At 65.7% G+C, this 18,356-nt stretch carries 18 protein-coding genes; 12 read left to right on the top strand and 6 right to left on the bottom strand.

The features are described from left to right. Window positions 1-170 precede the first annotated feature (170 nt). The 4 genes from HL666_RS31225 (at window position 171) to HL666_RS31240 (ending at window position 4,034) form a co-directional block, all read left to right on the top strand. The gene (locus HL666_RS31225) at window positions 171-944 is read left to right on the top strand and encodes a ferredoxin--NADP reductase (RefSeq protein WP_172113389.1); all 774 of its coding nucleotides are present in this window, start codon (window positions 171-173) and stop codon (window positions 942-944) included. Window positions 945-1,056: 112 nt separating this feature from the next. Then, on the top strand, window positions 1,057-2,799 hold the full coding sequence (locus HL666_RS31230; protein WP_172185386.1) for a fumarate reductase/succinate dehydrogenase flavoprotein subunit: 1,743 nt from the start codon (window positions 1,057-1,059) through the stop codon (window positions 2,797-2,799). Window positions 2,800-2,820: 21 nt separating this feature from the next. Further along, window positions 2,821-3,054, top strand: a complete 234-nt coding sequence (locus tag HL666_RS31235; RefSeq protein WP_006609939.1) for a 4Fe-4S dicluster domain-containing protein — start codon at window positions 2,821-2,823, stop codon at window positions 3,052-3,054. Between the two features lie 2 nt (window positions 3,055-3,056). Continuing rightward, complete coding sequence (locus HL666_RS31240; RefSeq protein ID WP_172134363.1) at window positions 3,057-4,034, top strand: HEAT repeat domain-containing protein; 978 nt, start codon at window positions 3,057-3,059, stop codon at window positions 4,032-4,034. A gap of 210 nt (window positions 4,035-4,244) precedes the next feature. On the opposite strand, the gene HL666_RS31245 is transcribed toward HL666_RS31240, so the two are convergent. Then, window positions 4,245-5,069, bottom strand: coding sequence for an SDR family NAD(P)-dependent oxidoreductase (locus tag HL666_RS31245; protein WP_172185388.1), 825 nt, complete (start codon window positions 5,067-5,069; stop codon window positions 4,245-4,247). A gap of 21 nt (window positions 5,070-5,090) precedes the next feature. After that, window positions 5,091-5,924, bottom strand: a complete 834-nt coding sequence (locus HL666_RS31250; RefSeq protein ID WP_172113393.1) for a MurR/RpiR family transcriptional regulator — start codon at window positions 5,922-5,924, stop codon at window positions 5,091-5,093. Window positions 5,925-6,056: 132 nt separating this feature from the next. On the opposite strand from HL666_RS31250, the gene HL666_RS31255 reads away from it, so the two are divergent. From HL666_RS31255 to dusA, 8 genes are all read left to right on the top strand, one after another. Further along, on the top strand, window positions 6,057-7,349 hold the full coding sequence (locus HL666_RS31255) for an ABC transporter substrate-binding protein (RefSeq protein WP_246741673.1): 1,293 nt from the start codon (window positions 6,057-6,059) through the stop codon (window positions 7,347-7,349). A gap of 102 nt (window positions 7,350-7,451) precedes the next feature. Then, window positions 7,452-8,372, top strand: coding sequence for a branched-chain amino acid ABC transporter permease (locus tag HL666_RS31260; RefSeq protein WP_172134360.1), 921 nt, complete (start codon window positions 7,452-7,454; stop codon window positions 8,370-8,372). 3 nt (window positions 8,373-8,375) lie between these two features. Next, window positions 8,376-9,419 carry a branched-chain amino acid ABC transporter permease gene (locus tag HL666_RS31265; protein WP_172185390.1) on the top strand — a complete coding sequence of 348 codons (1,044 nt, stop codon included), beginning with the start codon at window positions 8,376-8,378 and terminating at the stop codon, window positions 9,417-9,419. Continuing rightward, complete coding sequence (locus HL666_RS31270) at window positions 9,416-10,159, top strand: ABC transporter ATP-binding protein (protein ID WP_172185392.1); 744 nt, start codon at window positions 9,416-9,418, stop codon at window positions 10,157-10,159. The genes HL666_RS31265 and HL666_RS31270 overlap by 4 nt, the downstream gene beginning before the upstream one ends. Further along, window positions 10,156-10,857 carry an ABC transporter ATP-binding protein gene (locus tag HL666_RS31275; protein ID WP_172185394.1) on the top strand — a complete coding sequence of 234 codons (702 nt, stop codon included), beginning with the start codon at window positions 10,156-10,158 and terminating at the stop codon, window positions 10,855-10,857. Before HL666_RS31270 ends, HL666_RS31275 begins: the two co-directional genes overlap by 4 nt. Continuing rightward, window positions 10,858-11,505, top strand: coding sequence for an ATP-binding cassette domain-containing protein (locus HL666_RS31280; protein WP_172185396.1), 648 nt, complete (start codon window positions 10,858-10,860; stop codon window positions 11,503-11,505). It abuts the gene before it with no gap. 32 nt (window positions 11,506-11,537) lie between these two features. Continuing rightward, window positions 11,538-12,974 (top strand): NAD-dependent succinate-semialdehyde dehydrogenase, encoded by a 1,437-nt coding sequence (locus HL666_RS31285; RefSeq protein ID WP_172185398.1) that lies wholly within the window; start codon window positions 11,538-11,540, stop codon window positions 12,972-12,974. 286 nt (window positions 12,975-13,260) lie between these two features. Beyond that, window positions 13,261-14,247, top strand: a complete 987-nt coding sequence (dusA, locus tag HL666_RS31290) for a tRNA dihydrouridine(20/20a) synthase DusA (RefSeq protein WP_172185400.1) — start codon at window positions 13,261-13,263, stop codon at window positions 14,245-14,247. Window positions 14,248-14,379: 132 nt separating this feature from the next. On the opposite strand, the gene HL666_RS31295 is transcribed toward dusA, so the two are convergent. From HL666_RS31295 to HL666_RS31310, 4 genes are all read right to left on the bottom strand, one after another. Next, entirely contained in the window at window positions 14,380-14,916 is a 537-nt protein-coding gene (locus tag HL666_RS31295; protein WP_172185402.1) for a TIGR02281 family clan AA aspartic protease, read from the bottom strand. 28 nt (window positions 14,917-14,944) lie between these two features. Further along, on the bottom strand, window positions 14,945-15,142 hold the full coding sequence (locus HL666_RS31300; protein WP_172113403.1) for a DUF1289 domain-containing protein: 198 nt from the start codon (window positions 15,140-15,142) through the stop codon (window positions 14,945-14,947). Window positions 15,143-15,189: 47 nt separating this feature from the next. Next, a complete protein-coding gene (locus tag HL666_RS31305; protein ID WP_172113404.1) occupies window positions 15,190-16,788 on the bottom strand; it encodes a sensor histidine kinase in 1,599 nt (532 codons plus the stop codon). 119 nt (window positions 16,789-16,907) lie between these two features. Beyond that, a complete protein-coding gene (locus HL666_RS31310; protein WP_172185404.1) occupies window positions 16,908-18,356 on the bottom strand; it encodes a PepSY domain-containing protein in 1,449 nt (482 codons plus the stop codon).

The following is an 18,356-nucleotide window of genomic DNA, read 5'->3' on the forward strand; positions in this document are numbered from 1 at the left end:
AAATCACCTAAGGGGAGTGAATCACCGTTCGTCAGCTAACGGAATCCATTTATGAGTACAGATCCTAATCCACCGGCGTAGCGCGTTCGAAATTGCCGGACCGCGCCGTTTCCGCGAGATCGTGCTCAGCAACCGGAGACAAGGCGCGTGTCGCGCCGCAGGAGACGAGGATGAGCGCCTTTCAGAGCGAGACGGTGTTGTCGGTCCGGCATTGGACCGAGTCGCTGTTCAGCTTCACCGCCACGCGGGATCCCGGCTTCCGCTTCCAGAACGGGCAGTTCGCGATGATCGGGCTCGAGGTCGACGGCCGGCCGCTGATGCGCGCCTACAGCATGGCGAGCGCCAATCATGAGGAAGCGTTGGAGTTCTTCAGCATCAAGGTGGCGGATGGACCGCTGACATCGCGGCTGCAGAAGATCAAGGAAGGTGACCGTATCCTGGTCGGGCGCAAGGCGACGGGAACTCTGATCGCGGGCAACCTCATTCCCGGCAGGCGGCTGCTGCTGCTGTCGACCGGGACGGGGCTGGCGCCGTTCGCCAGCCTGATCAAGGATCCCGACATCTACGACACCTATGAGACCATCGTGCTCGCTCATGGCTGCCGCCAGGTCTCGGAGCTCGCCTATGGCGAGCAGCTCGTCGAGGGCCTGCGCGGCCATGAATTCTTCGGCCCGCTGGTCCGGGACCGGCTGCTTTATTATCCGACCGTCACGCGTGAGCCGTTCCGCAACCGCGGCCGCATCACCGACCTGATCGCATCGGGGCAGATGTTCGCCGACATCGACGGGCCCGATCTCGATCTCGGGACCGATCGCGTCATGCTGTGCGGCAGCCCGGCGATGCTGGCCGAACTTCAGGCGATGCTGGAGGAGCGCGGCTTCACCGAGGGCAACCACAGCACGCCCGGTCATTTTGTAATCGAGAAGGCGTTCGTCGAGCGCTGACCGGCTGGCGTGAAGAAACGCGCTCAGGCGACAACTAATTGCTATCGCCGGGTGCCCCCGCTGAACAAGTCTGATCCGGACCGGTGTGACCCCGGCCAAGCAGGAGCTTAGAATGGCAATGGATGAGATCGTCGACGGCCTCTCGGAGGTGTCCTGCGACGTGCTGGTGATCGGCGGCGGCACGGCCGGCCCGATGGCTGCCCTGAAAGCCAAGATGAAGAATCCCAAGGCGAACGTCGTTCTGCTGGAGAAGGCGAACGTCAAGCGGTCCGGCGCGATCTCGATGGGCATGGACGGCCTGAACAACGCCGTCATCCCCGGCTATGCGACCCCGGAGCAGTACACCAAGGAAATCACGATCGCCAATGACGGCATCGTCGACCAGAAGGCCGTCTATAAATACGCCCAGAGCTGCTACGGCATCATCGAGGAGCTGGACAGCTTCGGCATCCGCTTCCTCAAGAACGAGAACGGCGACTATGCCGTCAAGAAGGTGCACCACATCGGCACCTATGTGCTGCCGATGCCGAACGGCGAGACCGTCAAGAAGGCGCTGTACCGTCAGTTGCGCCGGGCGCGCATCCTGATCTCCAACCGCTACATGGCGACGCGGCTCTTGAAGTCGAGCGATGGCCGCATCGCCGGCGCGGTCAGCGTCAACACCCGCACCGCCGAGATGCTGGTGATCAAGGCCAAGGCGGTGATCCTGTGCATGGGCGCGGCGGGACGGCTCGGGCTGCCGACCTCGGGCTACATGTTCGGCACCTATGAGAACGCCGCCAATTCGGGTGACGGCTACGCGATGGCCTATCACGCAGGCGCGGCGCTTGCCAATCTCGAATGCTTCCAGATCAATCCGCTGATCAAGGATTACAACGGCCCGGCCTGCGCCTATGTCGCCGGTCCGTTCGGCGCCTATACCGCCAACAACGAGGATCGCCGCTTCATCGAATGCGACTATTGGTCGGGCCAGATGATGCTGGAGTTCTACAACGAGCTGCTGTCGGGCAAGGGGCCGGTGTTCCTGCAGCTCAAGCACCTGCACGACAAGACCATCGAGGAGATCGAGCACACCCTGCACAAGGTCGAGCGTCCCACGCGCGGACTGTTCCAGGAGGGAAGGGGCGTCGACTACCGCAAGGAATCGATCGAGATGCACATCTCCGAGATCGGCTTCTGCTCCGGCCACAGCGCGTCGGGCGTGTTCGTCGACGACAACGCCCGCACGACCGTACCCGGGCTCTATGCGGCCGGCGACATGGCCAGCGTTCCGCACAACTACATGCTGGGCGCATTCACCAACGGGTCGTTCGCCGGGCTGGACGCGATGGAGTTCGCCGACAATCATGATTTCGGCGCGATCGATGCCGGCGAGATCGCGCTGGAGCGCGAGCGCGTGATGGCGCCGACGAAGCGCGAGGACGGCATTCCGCCGAACCAGATCGAGTACAAGACACGGAGGCTGGTCAACGACTATCTGCAGCCGCCGAAGGTGACGCGGAAGTACGAGCTCGGCATGCGCCGGCTGGCCGAGGTCCGCGAGGACATGCAGGAGCGCATGATCGCGCGCAACGCGCACGAGTTGCTGCGCGCGCTGGAGGTCCAGTCGATCATGGATTGCGCGGACATGGCCGCCCATGCCTCGCTGTTCCGCGAGGAGAGCCGCTGGGGGCTCTATCATTGGCGCACCGATTTTCCGGAGAAGGACAACGAGAACTGGTTCTGTCACACGCTGCTCAGCAAGCAGGATGGCCGCATGACCAGCGAAAAGCGGGCGGTGCAGCCCTATGTCGTGCCGATCGCGGACGACGAGAAGGACCTCTACGACAAGCAGCGCATCCGCGCCAGCGCCTGACGATCAGACGGAGAACGAGACATGCCTCTTGCCACCTATCAGACGTCGGTTCCGGTCGTCGTCGACGACGCCAAATGCATCGCCGACAAGGGCTGCACGGTGTGCGTCGACGTCTGCCCGCTCGACGTGCTCAGGATCAGCGACATGACCGGCAAGGCCTTCATGGCCTATGACGAGTGCTGGTACTGCATGCCCTGCGAGGCGGATTGCCCGACCGGCGCCGTCACCGTCAACATTCCCTATCTGCTGAGGTGATCATGTCGAGCCCGTTCGAATCCTATGACGATCTCGACGACGCCGACGAGCGGCTCGGCGCCGCCGATCCGGCGGAGCGGCGGGTTGCGATCATCGCGTTGGGACATTCCGGCGATCCGGCCGCCGTGGCGCATCTGGCGAAGATGGTGGCCGATCCCGATGCCGGCGTGCGCCAGCAGGTCGCGATGGCGCTCGGCGAGTTCGATGGACCCGAGGCGGCGGAGGCGCTGGTTCAACTGCTCGTCGATCCCGAGCGGATCGTCGCCGCGGCGGCTGCCGACAGCCTGGCCGAGTTCAAGGATCCCGCCTCGGCCGATGCCATCCTGCCGCTCGTGAAGCATGCCCATGCCTTCGTTCGCACCGGCGCGCTGCGCGCGCTGAAGGAACTGCGGCGCAGGGACACGCTCAAGCCGGCGCTGGAGGCATTGCAGGATCCGGATGCCGCGGTCCGCGTGCAGGCGATCGGCGTCATCGGCTTTCTCAAGCTGGAAGAGTCGATTCCGGCGCTGACGGCGCTGATCGGCGATCCCGATGCGCATGTCCGGCGCGCTGCGGTCAGTGCGCTCGCGTTCTCGCACATGAAGATCGCGGCCGAGACCATCACCAGGGCGCTCGCGGATTCCGACTGGATGGTGCGCGAGATGGCAGCCGAGACGCTCGGCCTCAACGCCAATGGCGCGGTCGCGGCCGATCCGTTGATGGCATGCCTGGCGGATGAATTCTGGCAAGTGCGCCTGAAGGCGATCCGCAGCCTCGGGCGCATGAAGATCGTGCAGGCCGTGCGTCCGATCGGTCATTGCATTACCCACGAGCAGGCCAATCTGCGCAAGGAGGCAGCGGCCGCGCTCGGCGAGATCGCCGCGCCCGACGGCGAGCCGTTCCTTGCGCTGGTCGCCAACGATCTCGATCCCGACGTGCGCAAGAACGCGCGATGGGCACTGCACCAGATCGCCGCGAGCAAGGCTCGGGCGGGGTCCTAGCCTTTCCGCGGTCCCATCCTGCGTAGGCAGGCAAGGGCCGCCACGGAGTTCCGTGGCGGTTGGCCTCGAGCAACGCCTGGCTCATTCGTTGGCCGGGCTTAAGAAATCCGAGAAGCCTCACGATTTGTCGTAGTCGACATCGACATTGCCCGCGGATGTCGAATCCGACGGGACGCCATCGTAGGTTGGGGTAGGCGTGCCTCGGTCCTATCAGGCCGGCCAGCACTGAGTGCCGCCATCGATGCGCAGCACTTGACCCGAAACGAATGCTCCCATCGGACCGGCGAAGAATTCGACGACGCGCGCGACCTCGTCGACAGTGGCGATGCGGTCGAGCGTGCCGTTCTCGACCAGACGGTTCGCGTCGACGGCGCGGGTGCCGAGGAAGCGGCCGGTGCGGGTATCGCCGGGCGCGATGCAGTTGACCGTGATGTCGTAGGGGCGGAGCTGATCGGCGAGGCAGCGCGTGTAGTGCGTCACGCCCGCCTTCGCCACCGCATAGATCGCGCTGTTGGTGCGGCCCTTGAACGCGGCGACCGAGCCCAGCGTGACGATGCGGCCGCGCCGGCGCTCCATCATGCCGCGCGCGACGGCCTGGCAGGTCAGGATCGTCGAGAGCAGGTTGCGGTCCAGCACCGCGCGCACGTCGGCCTCCTTGATGTTGACGGCGTCGTTCGGGTCGGGTTTGCCGCCGCTGGCCGCGATGTCGCCCCCGGCATTGTGGACGAGAATGTCGATCGGGCCGAGGGCCGCCTCGGTTTCCGCGACCACTCTTGCAATGTCGTCGGCCTGGGTGAGGTCGCCCAGCGCGCGCGCGGTGCGGGCGCCGAAGCTGTGGCCAATCTCCGCGGCGACGGCGGTCAGCGTGGTGCCCTCGCCGTATTCCGCCGGGCCGTTCTCGCGCATGCCATGGATGGCGACGTCGGCGCCGAGTGCGGCCAGCTTCTCCGCAAAGGCGCGGCCCAGTCCACGTCCCGCGCCCGTCACCAGCGCAACCCGGCCAGCCAGAATCTTCGTCGCCTCATGCGATGCCATGATCTTCTCCATTCACGAATGTCAGTCGACCGCGAGATCGAGGCCGATCGCCAGGGCCTGTACCAGGCACATCGGCGCCACCAGCGTGCGCAGCGCCGGTTCGGGCATATCCTGGATCTCGAACACGACGCTCGCGCCTTCGGCGATGGGGCTCAGCAGGCTGTCGGTGATGGAAATGGTCGGCACGCCGCGCCCGACGAGCTCAGCAAACAGCCGGGCCGTATCGGTATAGTAGTTGCGGAAGCTGATCGCGACCAGTGCATCGTCGCGCGTCGCAGCGTGCGACTGCTCGTGAATGCTGCCGCCGGTGCCGTCGAGCAGGACCACGCGCCGTCCCAGCTTGCGCAGCACGTAGGCGAGGTGGGTTGCGACCGGAAACGAGCCGCCGAGGCCGACCAGGTAGATGTCGCGCGCTTTGGCGAGGATCGCGGTCGCGGCGTCGAGCTCGCGCGCGTGCACGGACTGGCTCAGCGCCGCCAGCGCCGATTGCGCTTCCGAGACGAAGCGCGACAGCACCGCGGCCGGCTGTCGGCCGAGCACTGATTTCTCCTCGCTCTTCATCCGCGCAAGCCGCGCCTTGTAGCTTGGCGCCACCCCGGCGACGAGGCGCGAGCGGAACACCTGCTGCATCTCGGTGAAGCCGCCAAAGCCCAGGGCGTGCGCAAAGCGCACGATGGCAGACGGCGGCACGCCCGAGCGCTGAGCCACCTCTGCGACGGTCCCGAGTGCGACATCCGTCGGGTGGTCGAGCACGAACTCGGCGATCTGCTGGAGGCGGCCGGAGAGAGTTCTATGACGCTGCGCGATCGCGCCGCGCAACTCGTCATAGTTCGTGGGGCCGGATGCCTTGTTCATCAATCGAATCTCCAGGTCGGTCCGCTCTCTAACGACATTTTGTCGCGTGGATCAAATATTCCACTTTACACATAAAATGAAACGAATATTCTGACCGCCAACAACAAGACACTTCACGGTCGGGAGGGAACGATGAAGAGGCGTCAGATTTCACGTCGAGGCGTTCTGAAGGGCAGCCTGATGACGGCCGTCATTGGCGGCACCGGCAGTTTCTTTGGCCCATGGCAGGCGAACCATGCCTGGGCGCAGGGCGCGAAGCCGATCAAGCTCGGCCTGACCTGCGATGCCAGCGGCCAGTACGGCAATAGCGGGCAGGATGATTTCCGCGGCATCAAGATGGCCATCGACGAGTTCAACGCCAAAGGCGGCGTGCTCGGTCGTCCGGTCACCTTCATCACCGCCGATACCGAGACCACACCGGCGACGGGCAGCCGTGTTGCCGAGCGCTTCATCACCCGCGAGGACTGCACGATCCTGATTGGCGCGCTGCATTCCGGTGTTGCCAACGCCATCACCCAGGTCGCCAGCAAATACGGCGTGATCTACCTCAACACCAACTCCTCGGCGCCGAGCGAGGCCGGCGAGAACTGTTCGCGCGTCAAGTTCGTCTGGGACGGCAACGGCACCAACTTTTCCAAGGCGTCGGTCAAGAACGCGGTCGAGTCCATCGGCAAGAACTGGATGCTGCTGACCAACGACTATGTCTGGGGCCATACGACGTCGGCCGCCACCAAGGCGCAGGTCGAGGGGGCCGGCGGAAAGATCATCGATAATCTGCTGGTGCCTCAGAATACGCGCGACTTCACGGCCTATCTCCTGAAGATCCAGCAGGCCAAGCCGGACGTCGTCGCGACGGCGATCGGCGGCGACGACATCAAGGCACTGCGCGAGCAGGTGGCGCAGCTCAAGCTCGACGGCAAGCCCGCCTGGATCAACAATCAGCAGGACTGGCCGGACGTCTGGGGCGCGCCGGACAGCCTGTTCGGCGTGTTCGGGACGACTTGGTATCACAAGCTTCCGCTGCCGGGTGTCACCGAGTTCGTCAAGAAGTGGCAGGCCGTCAACAAGGATGGTCCGATTCCGGTGCCCGGCAATGTGTCCTACAACGGCTACATGGCGACGCGCGAATTGCTGCGCGCCATCGAGCGCGCCGGTTCGACCAACAACGTCAAGATCATCAAGGAGCTGGAGACCCTCAAGGTCTCCGCGACCGACCGCATGCAGCATTTCGACGCCTACATGGACCCGGCGACCCACCAGATGCAGCAGACGATCTATCTGGCACGGCGCAATGCCAAGCCTGCCGACGCCACCGATCTGTACGAGATCATCAGCTGGACGGAGCCGAAATCGGCGGCCGACGATGCGGCGCCTGCCAAATGCAAGCTGACGCCCTATGAGCAGGTGCCGACGGTCGACTCCTGACGGCGGTTCGTCAAGTCGCAGAAGGCGGCGCGCCGCTCGCGCCGCCGGCCCGGGGCCAAGCGCACCGGGCGGGGACCATGCCAAGTTGCGAGACCACAACCCGTGTTCGACCTTCTTCCGCATCTCGTCAACGGGCTCACGCTGGGCCTGTTGTTCGCGCTGATCGCGCTCGGATTCATGCTCATCGTCGGGCTGATGGAGCAGATCAATCTGGCGCACGGCTCGCTGTTTGCCCTGGGAGCGTATGTCGCCATGCAGCTCACCGGGCCGCGTCCGCCGCTGCCGGCGGATGTCGCCAAAGTGTGGCTCGCGCTGCCGCTCGGCTGGCGCTACGCGGCGGCGCTGCTCGTCGCGCCGCTCGTCGTCAGCCTCGTTGGTATGGTCATCGAAGTCTGCATGCGGCGCACCTACGGCAAGGACCCGCTCTATGGCCTGCTGTTGACGTTCGGCGCGGCGATGGTGATCGAGGAGCTCATCCGCCTCGTCTGGGGCACGCGCGACTATGTCCTGCAGGTGCCGTCCGCCGTCAACGGCGGCTTCCTGTTCGGCGACCTGATCTGGTCGAGCTATCGGTTCTACGCGGCCGGCATTGCGGCGGGGATCATCGGTCTGGTCTGGCTGCTGATCGAGAAGACCTCGTTCGGTGCAACCGTGAAGGCCGGCGCCCATGACAGCGAGATCGTACGCGCGCTCGGCATCAATCTGGCGCGGCTCAGGTTGCTGGTCTTCGTGTTCGGAACCATGCTCGCTGCGGTGGCGGGCATCATCGTCGCGCCGATCTGGGGCATCCGCCCGCATATGGGCGTTGATGCCGTCATCCCGGCGTTCCTCGTGATCGTGCTCGGCGGCGTCGGAAGCTTCTGGGGCGCCGTCGTGGCCGGCCTGCTGGTCGGGCTGTGCGTCGGCCTTGCCGGGGCCTACGCGTCCGAATGGTCGCTGCTGTCAATGTACATTCTGCTCGTTGCCGTCGTGACGTTCCGTGCGCGCGGCCTCTGGGGCAAGAAAAGCGTGCTCGAGGTGTAGGACATGATCGTGGGTTCGACCACCTCGTCCGATGCGGTGCGCCTCGTCACGCCGACGATGCTGCTGCTCTGGCTCGTGCTTGCAACGGTGCCGCTCTGGATTGCGCGGATCGGGTTGTATCCCTATCTCGGGATCGAAATCCTGATCTGGGCGCTCTATGCGCTGGCCTTCAATCTGGTGCTGGGCACAGCCGGATTGCCGTCGTTCGGGCACGGCGCGTATTTCGGCATCGGCGCCTACGCGTTCGGACTGTGCCAGTTCGATATCGTCGCCAATCTCTGGATCTGCCTCGCCGCCGCCGCGCTCGCCGCAGGGGTCGCCGGAGCGATCGTCGCGCTGTTCATTTCCCATCGCCGCGGCATTTACTACGCCTTCATGACGATCGCCTTCGGTCAGATCTTCTGGACGCTGTCGATCAAATCGCACCGCGTCACCGGCGGCGAGGACGGCCTGCTCAAGATCAGGCGGCTGCCGGCCGATTTCGGCGTGGTGTCGTTCGATCTCACCGACAATGTCGCGTTCTACTATTTCGTGCTCGCCGTCTTCGCGGTCGGCATCGTCGTGCTGTGGCGCCTGGTGCACTCGCCCTACGGTCGTGTGATCGCGGCGATCAAGCAGAGCGAGGTCCGCGCCGCCCATCTCGGATACAACGTCTGGCTCTACAAGGCCTCGGTCTTCACGCTGTCGGCCGCGCTGTCCGGCTTTGCCGGCGGCCTGTTCGCGATGGCGCAGCTTGCCGCATTCCCGGATGTCATGAGCCTCCACCAGTCCGGCTACGTCGTGATGATGACGCTGGTCGGCGGCGGCCTCGTTAGTTTCTGGGGCCCGGTGATCGGCGTGCTGCTGTTTCTCACCGCACGCGACGTGATCGGCGCGTTCACCAATGCCTGGATGCTCTATTTCGGGCTGCTGTTCATGGCGATCGTGCTGTTCCGCCCCGAGGGCATCGCGGGGGCGATCGCAGCCGCCATGCAGCAGCATTCGTTGAATGCGCTGCGCCGACGTGGCAGCTCCGCGATGCGGCTGTTGTTCGGAGGCGGCCGATGAGCATGATCGAGGCCGCTGGCGTGCATGTCCGCTTCGGCGATCGCGTGGTGCTGGAAAGCGTCGACCTTGCCGTTGCCGAAGGCGAATTCCACGGCGTGATGGGACCGAACGGCGCCGGCAAGACCACCTTCTTCAACGTCCTGACGGGACGCGTGAAGCCTGACCGCGGATCGATCCGGCTCGGCGGCGAGGACGTCACCGGCCTGAGCCCGCATCGCATCGCCGCCAAGGGCATTGCCCGCTCGTTCCAGATCATGACGCTGTTCGACGAGTTCTCCGCCCGCGACAACGTCATGATGGGCTTGCCCGCGTTTCGCGCGCGCGGCCTCGACATGATCCGCGCGGCGGCCGGCGACCGCAGCCTCCTCGACCAGGCGTCCGGAGCGCTTGCAGCGGTCGGGCTTGCCGACAAAGCGGATGTTCGCGCCAAGGATCTCTCCTATGGCGATCGTCGCGCGCTGGAGATTGCGGTCGCGCTGGCCCAGGCGCCGCGGGTGCTCTGCCTGGACGAGCCGACCTCCGGCCTCGGCTCCGACGGCGTGCAACGGCTCGCCACCCTGGTCGCGCAGCTGAAGGGCAAGCTCACGATCGTCGCCATCGAGCATGACATGGAATTCCTGTTCTCGCTCGCCGACCGCATCTCGGTCATCCATTGGGGGCAGGTGGTGGCGCGCGGTACGCCGCAGGAGTTGCAGCGGAACGAATGGGTCCGCCGTTCGAACCTGGGAAAATTCGCATGATCCTCGAGGTGGACGCGATCGATACCTACTATGGCGAGACCCAGGCGCTGTTCGGCGCCTCGCTTGCGATCGCGCACGCAAAGGTCTTTGCGCTGCTCGGGCCGAACGGCGCCGGCAAGACCACCATGCTCCGCTCGATCCTCGGGCTGACGCGACCGCGGCGCGGCGCGGTCCGGTTCGACGGCCGTGAGGTGACGCGCGAGCCGACCCATGAGATCGCTCGCGCGGGCATCGGCTGGGTGCCCGACGACCGGCGGCTATGTCCAACTCTCTCGGTGGCGCGCAACCTCGCGATTGCGCAGAAGCGCACGCGCTTCCGGCGCTGGACCGTCAAGGAAGCGAGCGAGATCTTCTCGCCGCTCGCCTATCTGATGGAGCGCGACTGCGAAAACCTGTCGGGCGGCGAGATGCAGATGGTGGCGATCGCGCGTGCGCTGGTCGGCTCGCCCGGGCTGGTGCTGTTCGACGAGCCGAGTCAGGGGCTTGCGCCAAAGATCGTTGGTGATGTGCTCGCGACCATCACCCGCATGAAACAGGAAGGCATCGCCTCGCTGGTGGTCGAGCAGAACGCGGAGATTGCGCTGTCGGTTGCCGACCATGCCGCCGTGCTCGACCGCGGCAGGATCGTCTGGACCGGCGAGGCCACAGCGCTGCGTGATGACCGCTTGCTTCGTCAGCGCCTGCTGGGAGTCCACTAAGTGACCGCACCGCTGCTCGTTCTCGACCGTGTCCGCAAGGTCTACACCAGGGGACGCATTGTCCGCCGCCCGACCTTCACGCTCGAAGCCGATCTGTCGCTGGCCGAGCCGGGCATCGTCGGCGTCGTCGGGCCGAACGGTGCGGGCAAGACCACCCTGTTCGAGATGATGACGGGCTCGAACGCGCCGACCTCGGGCCGCGTGCTGGTCGGGGGCACCGATATCCATGCCGTCAAATATCGCGAGCGCGACCGGCTCGCGATTCATTATCACCAGTCCTATCAAGTCAGGCGCTTTCGCAAGCGGGTTCCGTCGGTGCTCCTGGCGCCGTCGCCCACGGCGACGCCGCTCGTGCATCTGTTTGACGAGCCGCAGTTCAACCTCCAGGACGGCTATATCGGCTTCATGCTCGACTTCTTCCGCAAGCTCGTGAGCGAGGGCCGGCTGGTGATCCTCTGCATGCATCCGACGGCCTCCTGGCATCTCGACATTCTCGCCGAGATCGCCGGCCGTTTTCTGTTCGTGGCCGGCGGTGGTGTCACCCCGGTGGCGGACTTCCGCTCGCTCGTCGCCGAACCGCGCTTCCGCCTCTACCTCGGACCGGAGATGACGCAGGCGGCGGATACGATTGGTCACGGCGCCGCTTGAAGCAGGCAACACGGAACGAGAGGGAGGGTCCATTGGCCTATTCGAACACGCAGCTCTTCATCGGCGGCCGATGGCGGTCCGCCCAATCGGGCAACGTCCTCGACATCAGAAATCCAGCGACCGAAGAGATCATCGGCACCGTCGCCCACGCTGGCAAGGCCGACCTCGACGAGGCGCTGGCCGCCGCCGCCGCGGGCTTCAAGCTCTGGCGCAGCGTCGCGCCGTTCGAGCGCTGCCGCATCATGCGCAAGGCCGCCGCGATCATGCGCGAGCGCAATGACGAGATCGCGCCGCTGCTGACGATGGAGCAGGGCAAGACGTTGACCGAGGCCAAGATGGAGGCGATGGCCGCAGCGGACGTCATCGAATGGTTTGCCGAAGAAGCCAAGCGCGCCTATGGCCGCCTGATCCCGGCGCGCGGTCCGGGCATCTACCAGATCGCGATCAAGGAGCCGGTCGGCCCAGTCGCGGCGTTCACCCCCTGGAATTTCCCGATCAACCAGGTCGTGCGTAAGCTCTCAGCCGCACTCGCCGCCGGCTGCTCGATCATCGTCAAGGCGCCGGAGGAGACGCCGGCCTCGCCAGCGCAGCTCATTCGTGCGTTCGCGGACGCGGGCGTCCCCGATGGCGTCGTCAATCTCGTCTACGGCGTGCCGTCTGAAATCTCCGAATATCTGATCCCGCATCCCGTGATCCGCAAGATCTCCTTCACCGGCTCCACCCATGTCGGCAAGCAGCTCAACGCGCTCGCCGGCCTGCACATGAAGCGTGCCACGATGGAGCTCGGCGGCCACGCGCCAGCGATCGTGTTCAAGGATGCCGATGTCGCCTCGGCCGCAAAGATCCTGGCGGCGGCAAAGTATCGCAATGCCGGCCAGGTCTGCATCTCGCCGACGCGCATGCTGGTGCAGGACGAGGTGTTCCACGAGTTCGTCGACAGGTTCGTGGACGGCGCCAAGGCCTTCAAGGTCGGCAACGGTCTCGATCCGGAATCCAGGATGGGCCCGCTCGCCAATCCACGCCGCGTCACCGCGATCGAGGGCATGGTGCAGGACGCGGTCGGCAAGGGGGCCAGGCTGGAGACCGGCGGCCACCGGATCGGCAACAAGGGCTATTTCTACGCCCCCACCGTGGTCAGCGACGTGCCGAAGGAGGCGCGCGCCATGAACGAGGAACCGTTCGCTCCCCTGGCGCTGATCTCGCGCTTCTCCACCTTCGACCAAGTGGTCGAGGAGGCCAACCGTCTGCCGTTTGGCCTCGCCTCCTATGCCTTCACCAGCTCGACGAAGACTGCAACCGCGATCGGCGCGGCGGTCGAGGCCGGCATGATGTCGATCAACAGCTTCGGTCTCGCGCTGCCTGAAGTCCCGTTCGGCGGGATCAAGGATTCCGGCTACGGCTCGGAAGGCGGCACCGAGGCGATGGAAGGTTACTTCAATACCAAGTTCATCTCGCAGACTGGCGTATGATCGGAAGCCATTGGCGTGAGGGCATTGCAAGGCCGGCCTTGATCGGATCTCCGCGCCGCGCTTGATGAGGGCGGACTGGGCCGGAGGGGCATGGTGCCGACTTTGCGCTTGCGAGCGGAGATCATTCCCACTAGGTGCCTCCAGGGTTGCCGGTTTCCGCGACAAGCAATCCCCGCGGTACGACTTTGTGGTACGTGCGGTGGATGGAAATCGACGAACATAGGCGGTGATCGGATACCTTTGGTGTGGCACCTAAATGATTGAAACTACAGGAAGAGAAGCGCCAATGCCTTGGCGCTTCTCCGTGGCGCCGATGATGGATTGGACGGACCGGCATTGCCGCATGTTCCATCGGCTGCTGTCGCGCCGTGCGCTGCTCTATACCGAGATGGTGACCACCGGCGCCGTCATCCACGGCGATCGCGCACGGCTGCTCGGCTTCGATGCGAGCGAGCATCCGGTGGCGCTGCAGCTCGGCGGTTCCGATCCGGCCGATCTCGCGACCTCGGCCGAGATCGGCGAGGAGTTCGGTTACGACGAAATCAATCTCAATGTCGGCTGCCCGTCGGATCGCGTGAAGGACGGCCGCTTCGGCGCGTGCCTGATGGCCGAGCCCGCCTTGGTCGCAGCCTGCGTTGCCGCGATGAAGCGCGTGGTGAGGATTCCGGTCACTGTGAAGTGCCGTATCGGCATCGATGATCAGGATCCCGAAGTCGCGCTCGATGCGCTGGCGGATGCGGTCGTCGATAGCGGCGCCGACGCGCTCATCGTGCATGCCCGCAAGGCGTGGTTGAACGGTCTGTCGCCGAAGGAGAACCGCGACATCCCGCCGCTCGACTATGACCGGGTGTACCGGCTCAAGGCGCGGCTGCCGCACGTGCCCGTCATCATCAATGGCGGCATCACCAGCATCGCGGCGGCGCGAGGTCATCTCGCGCATGTCGATGGCGTGATGCTCGGGCGCGCCGCCTATCAGGAGCCGTGGCGGCTGCTCGATGTGGACCCCGTGCTGTTCGGCGAGGCCGCGCCACACCAGACGATGAAGGACGCGCTGGCGGCACTCGAACCGTACATCGAACGCCAGATCGGGCAGGGCGCGCGGCTGCATGCCATCACGCGGCACCTCGTCGGTGCCTATCACGCGGTGCCCGGCGCGCGCGCCTTTCGCCGCCATCTTGCCGAGCGCGGCGTCAAGCCCGATGCCGGCATCGAGGTGCTGCGCGAGGCGGTGGCGATGGTCGAGGAGCGTGCCCTGGCGGCCGCGCTGGCCTGACCTGGCCCGTTCGTGGTCGGCAGCTCAGCCACAGCCTGACGTGCGGCGCTGGGGCAGGGTGTCGGCCGTGGCGGAGAGCGTCGGCCGGGACCTGACGCTCCCGCAAGGCGACGACGCACGCCGCGACGCGCGTCAGCTGCGATCGGGATAGCCGTGCAGCATCAACCGGTCGGAGTGCATCTCGATGCGTTCGAGCCGGTCGAGAAAGCTCATGCCGAGCAGGTTGGTCTTCATCTGGCCATTGCGCACCACCAGTGCCGGCACCGAACGCTCGACCAGCTTGCCGATCGCCAGCCGGTCCAAGGTCAGCCGCGCAGCCTTGGTGTGGCCGCCGGCGGTCTCGACGTCGACATCATAGTCGAGCAGTTCGAGCGGCAGGCCCGCGGCCTTGGCCGTCTCATAGGTCAGCACGACGGAGGTGGCGCCGGTGTCGACCACCATCGGCGCCGTGACGCCGTTGATCTTGGCGCGCAGCGCGAACTCGCCGCCTCGGGTGCGTTCGATCTCGACGGCATTTGTCTTGGGTGTCGCCTTCGCCCTGAGCGCGCGGCTGCGCAGCACCTCTGACACGGTGTCGCTGGCGAGCGCGGCCTGCTCGGGGTCCTTGTAGACGATGACGGCGCCCGCGGTGAGCACCATGGTGACGAGAACGAGCACGACTTTGTTCATGCCGCGCCTCCGCTGCGGCCGGCCGCGTTCAGCCGCGCCGGGGCGCCATCGCGGGCAGGCCGGCGTCGTGCATGCGCGCGCGAAGCCCGTCCATCAAGGCGAGCCGCTCGTCGCGCGACATGCTGCCCCAGCGCGCGATCTCCGGCAGCGTGCGGCCGCAGCCGAAGCACAGCTTGGTCTTCGGGTCGATCATGCAGACGGCGATGCAGGGCGTGTCCTGGCTCATGAGGCAAGTCAAAAAGGTTCTGGTCCGGCTTTGCAAGTGCCATCATCTCACAGTCCCGTTCCGGCATTCATGATCGGTTTGCGCAGCAGCCGCCGCTTCTCCTGAGCGGGTGCGGCGGCGTGATCGGGTTGCAGCGGCGGCGCCTCGTCGGACAGCGGGGCCAGCGCCGACATCACCCGCTCCGGCGGGAAGGTGACGATCACCTCGGTGCCGATGCGGACCTTCGATTTCAGCGTGAACGTGCCGCCATGCATCTCGATCAGGTTCTTGGCGATCGGCAAGCCCAGGCCTGCGCCCTGTTCGGCCGATTTGATCGAGTTCGAGCCCTGGCCGAACGAGGCGAGCACGATCGGGATCTCGTTCTCGGGGATGCCTGAGCCGGTGTCCTTGACGCTGAGATATTGGCCGCCGGATGCGGTCCAACCCGCCTTCAGCCAGATCTCGCCGCCCTGCGGGGTGAACTTGATCGCGTTGGACAGCAGATTGAGCACGACCTGGCGGATCGCACGTTCATCTGCCCACAGCCGCGGCATGCTCTGCTCGAACACTTCGTGGATGGTGATGCCACGGCTCGATGCGCGCAGCTTCAGGAGATGGTGGCAGTCGGCGATGACATGCACCAGCGCGACGGCCTCCTCGTTCAGCTCGTAACGGCCGGCCTCGATCCGCGACAGGTCGAGGATCTCGTTGATCAGGTTGAGCAGGTGGACGCCGGAATTGTGGATGTCGGCGGAATATTCCTTGTAGACCGGCACGGCGTGGCTGCCGAAGATCTCGCTCTTCATCACCTCGGAGAAGCCGAGGATGGCGTTCAGGGGCGTGCGCAGTTCGTGGCTCATCTGCGCGAGGAAGCGCGACTTCGCCACGTTGGCGGCCTCGGCGCGGTAACGCGCCTCGTCGGAGATCGCCTTGGCCTGTTCGAGCTCGCCGATCAGCGCGTCCTTCTCGGCGCGAGCCTCCAACGTCGCGAGCGTGGTCGAGTGCAGCTGATGCGCCAGCAGCACGAAATAGCCTTCGGCTGCGACAGCAAATCCGGCCAGCAGATAGTTGTCGAACGTGCCGGAGAGCGCAAGGCTGAGCGTGATCGCCACGGTTACCGGCGCGGTGACCGCAACGGCCGCGACGGGCAGATTGGCGGCGAGCATGCTGGAGACGGCGATCACCAGCAGCATCAGGAACATCATCAGTGTGCCCGACACCTCGGCGAGCGCGGGGTGGATGAGGATCGCCATCCAGCACACGCCGTAGAGCAGGTCGAGCAGCACGAAGCGCGTGCGCCAGCGCCGCGTCGCCGCCATCGACGGCTGTTCGGCGAGGAAGTTCGTGCAATTGCGGACGATCGCGGCGTGAATGCAGAGCACGCCGAGCGTCCAGGCGCCGGCGGCAACCGCATGCAGCCAGACGCTGAGCATCAGGCCGGTCGCCACGACCAGCAGCATCACGATGTAGGAGGCGGAGATGCGGGTCTGGGCGTATTGCCGCAGCAGCTCGCGATCGAAGGCCGGCCGCGTTCCCGATGTCGACGTTAACCGGTCGCGCGCCTCGCGCACCCGCTGCTGCGCGGCCCGACGCTGGCTTGCCGGTCCGAGCGCCGGCGCATCGGCCGGAAGCTCGACGATCTCGGGCTTTTCCGCGGGTTTACTCATCAACAACACAAATCCTGCCCGGGGCCCCACGGGCTGCTTTCTGCATCGTCTATAACTGGCTCGAAATCCTTAAGACGGATTATAGACAACGAAAAATTTGCGTTAACCGCGCGTTAAAATTAACCAATGTGGCGGGATGCGCCGCCGAGCAGACGCAGCCGCCGCCATCCGATCACCATGCCCGTGATGCTGAAGGCCGCGCCGAGCCCGCACAGGCCGACGATGAGCAGCGTGCGCAGCGTCGCATGAGCCAGCAAGGTCGGAAAGTCGAGCGTATGCAGCGCCTGATAAAGCCAGCGATAGGCGCGCCGCGATGGATCGAGCTTCTCGAGGACAGCGCCCGACGCGGAGTCGACATGATACCAAGTGTCGCCGCAGACCACGCGATGGACCGGGGCGCCCGGCACCTCTGACGTGAAGGGATGGTCGTCGCCCGGCTCGACCTCGATCGATCGCGCACAGTCGGCGCGCAGGTGCGCGGTGACCGCGTTGATTTCCGCCGGCTGCAGGAAGCGGCCGACGATGTGCCGGGCGGAGCCGTCGAGTACCGAGATCTGCTGCTGCATCAGCGCACGCCGCGCGCGCTGATGCAGGCGGCCGCCGAACGCGAACCATTCGATCTCGCGGGCCTCGCCAGGCACGGCGGTCAGAGGGGCGGCGGCGAGCCGTGTCCAATCCGGCGCGCCGGTGAGGAAGGCGTCCTCGGATGCCGTGAGATGGCCGGTCGCAAACAGCCGGCCGTGGTCCATCGACAGCCAGCCGCTGACGATCCAGGTGAGCAGGAACTGCATGCAGACGAGGCCGGCCCAATGATGCCACAGGTGCCAGCCGCGGTAGCGCGAGCTGAGCCGCGCCTTGCGCCGTCGCAGCCTGATGGGCCCGAGGAGGGCGCCGGTTACGGCCGCCATGACCGCCGCGAGCGACAGCCACCAGACTACGATGTTCCAGGCCGCCCAGTCCTTGCGCAGCACCGTCGGATAGATCCAGTGCACGACGCTGCCGACATAATTCCAGGCGCGCTCGAAGTGCGTGGTGTCGAGCACCACCTCTCCCGTCCGCGACGAGACATAGATCTCGCTGCCCTGCGAATCGTTGAGCGCGATCCGGTACAGCGGGCGATGGGAATCGAAACGGTTCGGCACCGTCCATTGATCGTAGTCGTCGCGTGCGGCGATGGCAGCGCCGCTGGCGTCAAGTCCGCGCCGTTGCGCGGTGGTGCGGGCAATCGACAGAGCGAGGTTGGGGTCTGTCACATCGGCCGCCGCCAACGTGTCGGCATGGATGGCCGTGCTGCGACCGTGCGAAGTGATTACATAGACCGGTCCGTCCGCGCGCTGCATCAGCCGGATGCGGATGGGACGGTCGATGCCACCAGCGGCGAGCGCCTCCGCGGGGCTGCGCAGGCCGGCGGTGAGGTCAAGCGACGCCAGTCCCGCGAAGCGTTCGCTCTCCGTCTGTGTCGGGAACGGCACGAAGTGCATCACGATGCCGGTGGCGAACCACAGCACGAACAGCGGGCCAAGGGGAATGCTGAGCCAGCGATGCGTGAGGATCAGCGCCCGGATCAT

The sequence above is a fragment of the Bradyrhizobium aeschynomenes genome (assembly GCF_013178945.1).
GTDB lineage: Bacteria > Pseudomonadota > Alphaproteobacteria > Rhizobiales > Xanthobacteraceae > Bradyrhizobium > Bradyrhizobium aeschynomenes.

What these genes read in the sequence shown, in the direction of transcription:
- HL666_RS31310 (WP_172185404.1), bottom strand. Translation starts at nt 18,356, where the DNA reads ATGATCCGGGCGCTGATCCTCACGCATCGCTGGCTCAGCATTCCCCTT.
- HL666_RS31245 (WP_172185388.1), bottom strand. Translation starts at nt 5,069, where the DNA reads ATGGCATCGCATGAGGCGACGAAGATTCTGGCTGGCCGGGTTGCGCTG.
- HL666_RS31235 (WP_006609939.1), top strand. Translation starts at nt 2,821, where the DNA reads ATGCCTCTTGCCACCTATCAGACGTCGGTTCCGGTCGTCGTCGACGAC.
- HL666_RS31250 (WP_172113393.1), bottom strand. Translation starts at nt 5,924, where the DNA reads ATGAACAAGGCATCCGGCCCCACGAACTATGACGAGTTGCGCGGCGCG.
- HL666_RS31265 (WP_172185390.1), top strand. Translation starts at nt 8,376, where the DNA reads ATGATCGTGGGTTCGACCACCTCGTCCGATGCGGTGCGCCTCGTCACG.
- HL666_RS31255 (WP_246741673.1), top strand. Translation starts at nt 6,057, where the DNA reads ATGAAGAGGCGTCAGATTTCACGTCGAGGCGTTCTGAAGGGCAGCCTG.
- HL666_RS31275 (WP_172185394.1), top strand. Translation starts at nt 10,156, where the DNA reads ATGATCCTCGAGGTGGACGCGATCGATACCTACTATGGCGAGACCCAG.
- HL666_RS31225 (WP_172113389.1), top strand. Translation starts at nt 171, where the DNA reads ATGAGCGCCTTTCAGAGCGAGACGGTGTTGTCGGTCCGGCATTGGACC.
- HL666_RS31240 (WP_172134363.1), top strand. Translation starts at nt 3,057, where the DNA reads ATGTCGAGCCCGTTCGAATCCTATGACGATCTCGACGACGCCGACGAG.
- HL666_RS31295 (WP_172185402.1), bottom strand. Translation starts at nt 14,916, where the DNA reads ATGAACAAAGTCGTGCTCGTTCTCGTCACCATGGTGCTCACCGCGGGC.
- HL666_RS31300 (WP_172113403.1), bottom strand. Translation starts at nt 15,142, where the DNA reads ATGAGCCAGGACACGCCCTGCATCGCCGTCTGCATGATCGACCCGAAG.
- HL666_RS31230 (WP_172185386.1), top strand. Translation starts at nt 1,057, where the DNA reads ATGGCAATGGATGAGATCGTCGACGGCCTCTCGGAGGTGTCCTGCGAC.
- HL666_RS31270 (WP_172185392.1), top strand. Translation starts at nt 9,416, where the DNA reads ATGAGCATGATCGAGGCCGCTGGCGTGCATGTCCGCTTCGGCGATCGC.
- HL666_RS31305 (WP_172113404.1), bottom strand. Translation starts at nt 16,788, where the DNA reads ATGAGTAAACCCGCGGAAAAGCCCGAGATCGTCGAGCTTCCGGCCGAT.
- dusA (WP_172185400.1), top strand. Translation starts at nt 13,261, where the DNA reads ATGCCTTGGCGCTTCTCCGTGGCGCCGATGATGGATTGGACGGACCGG.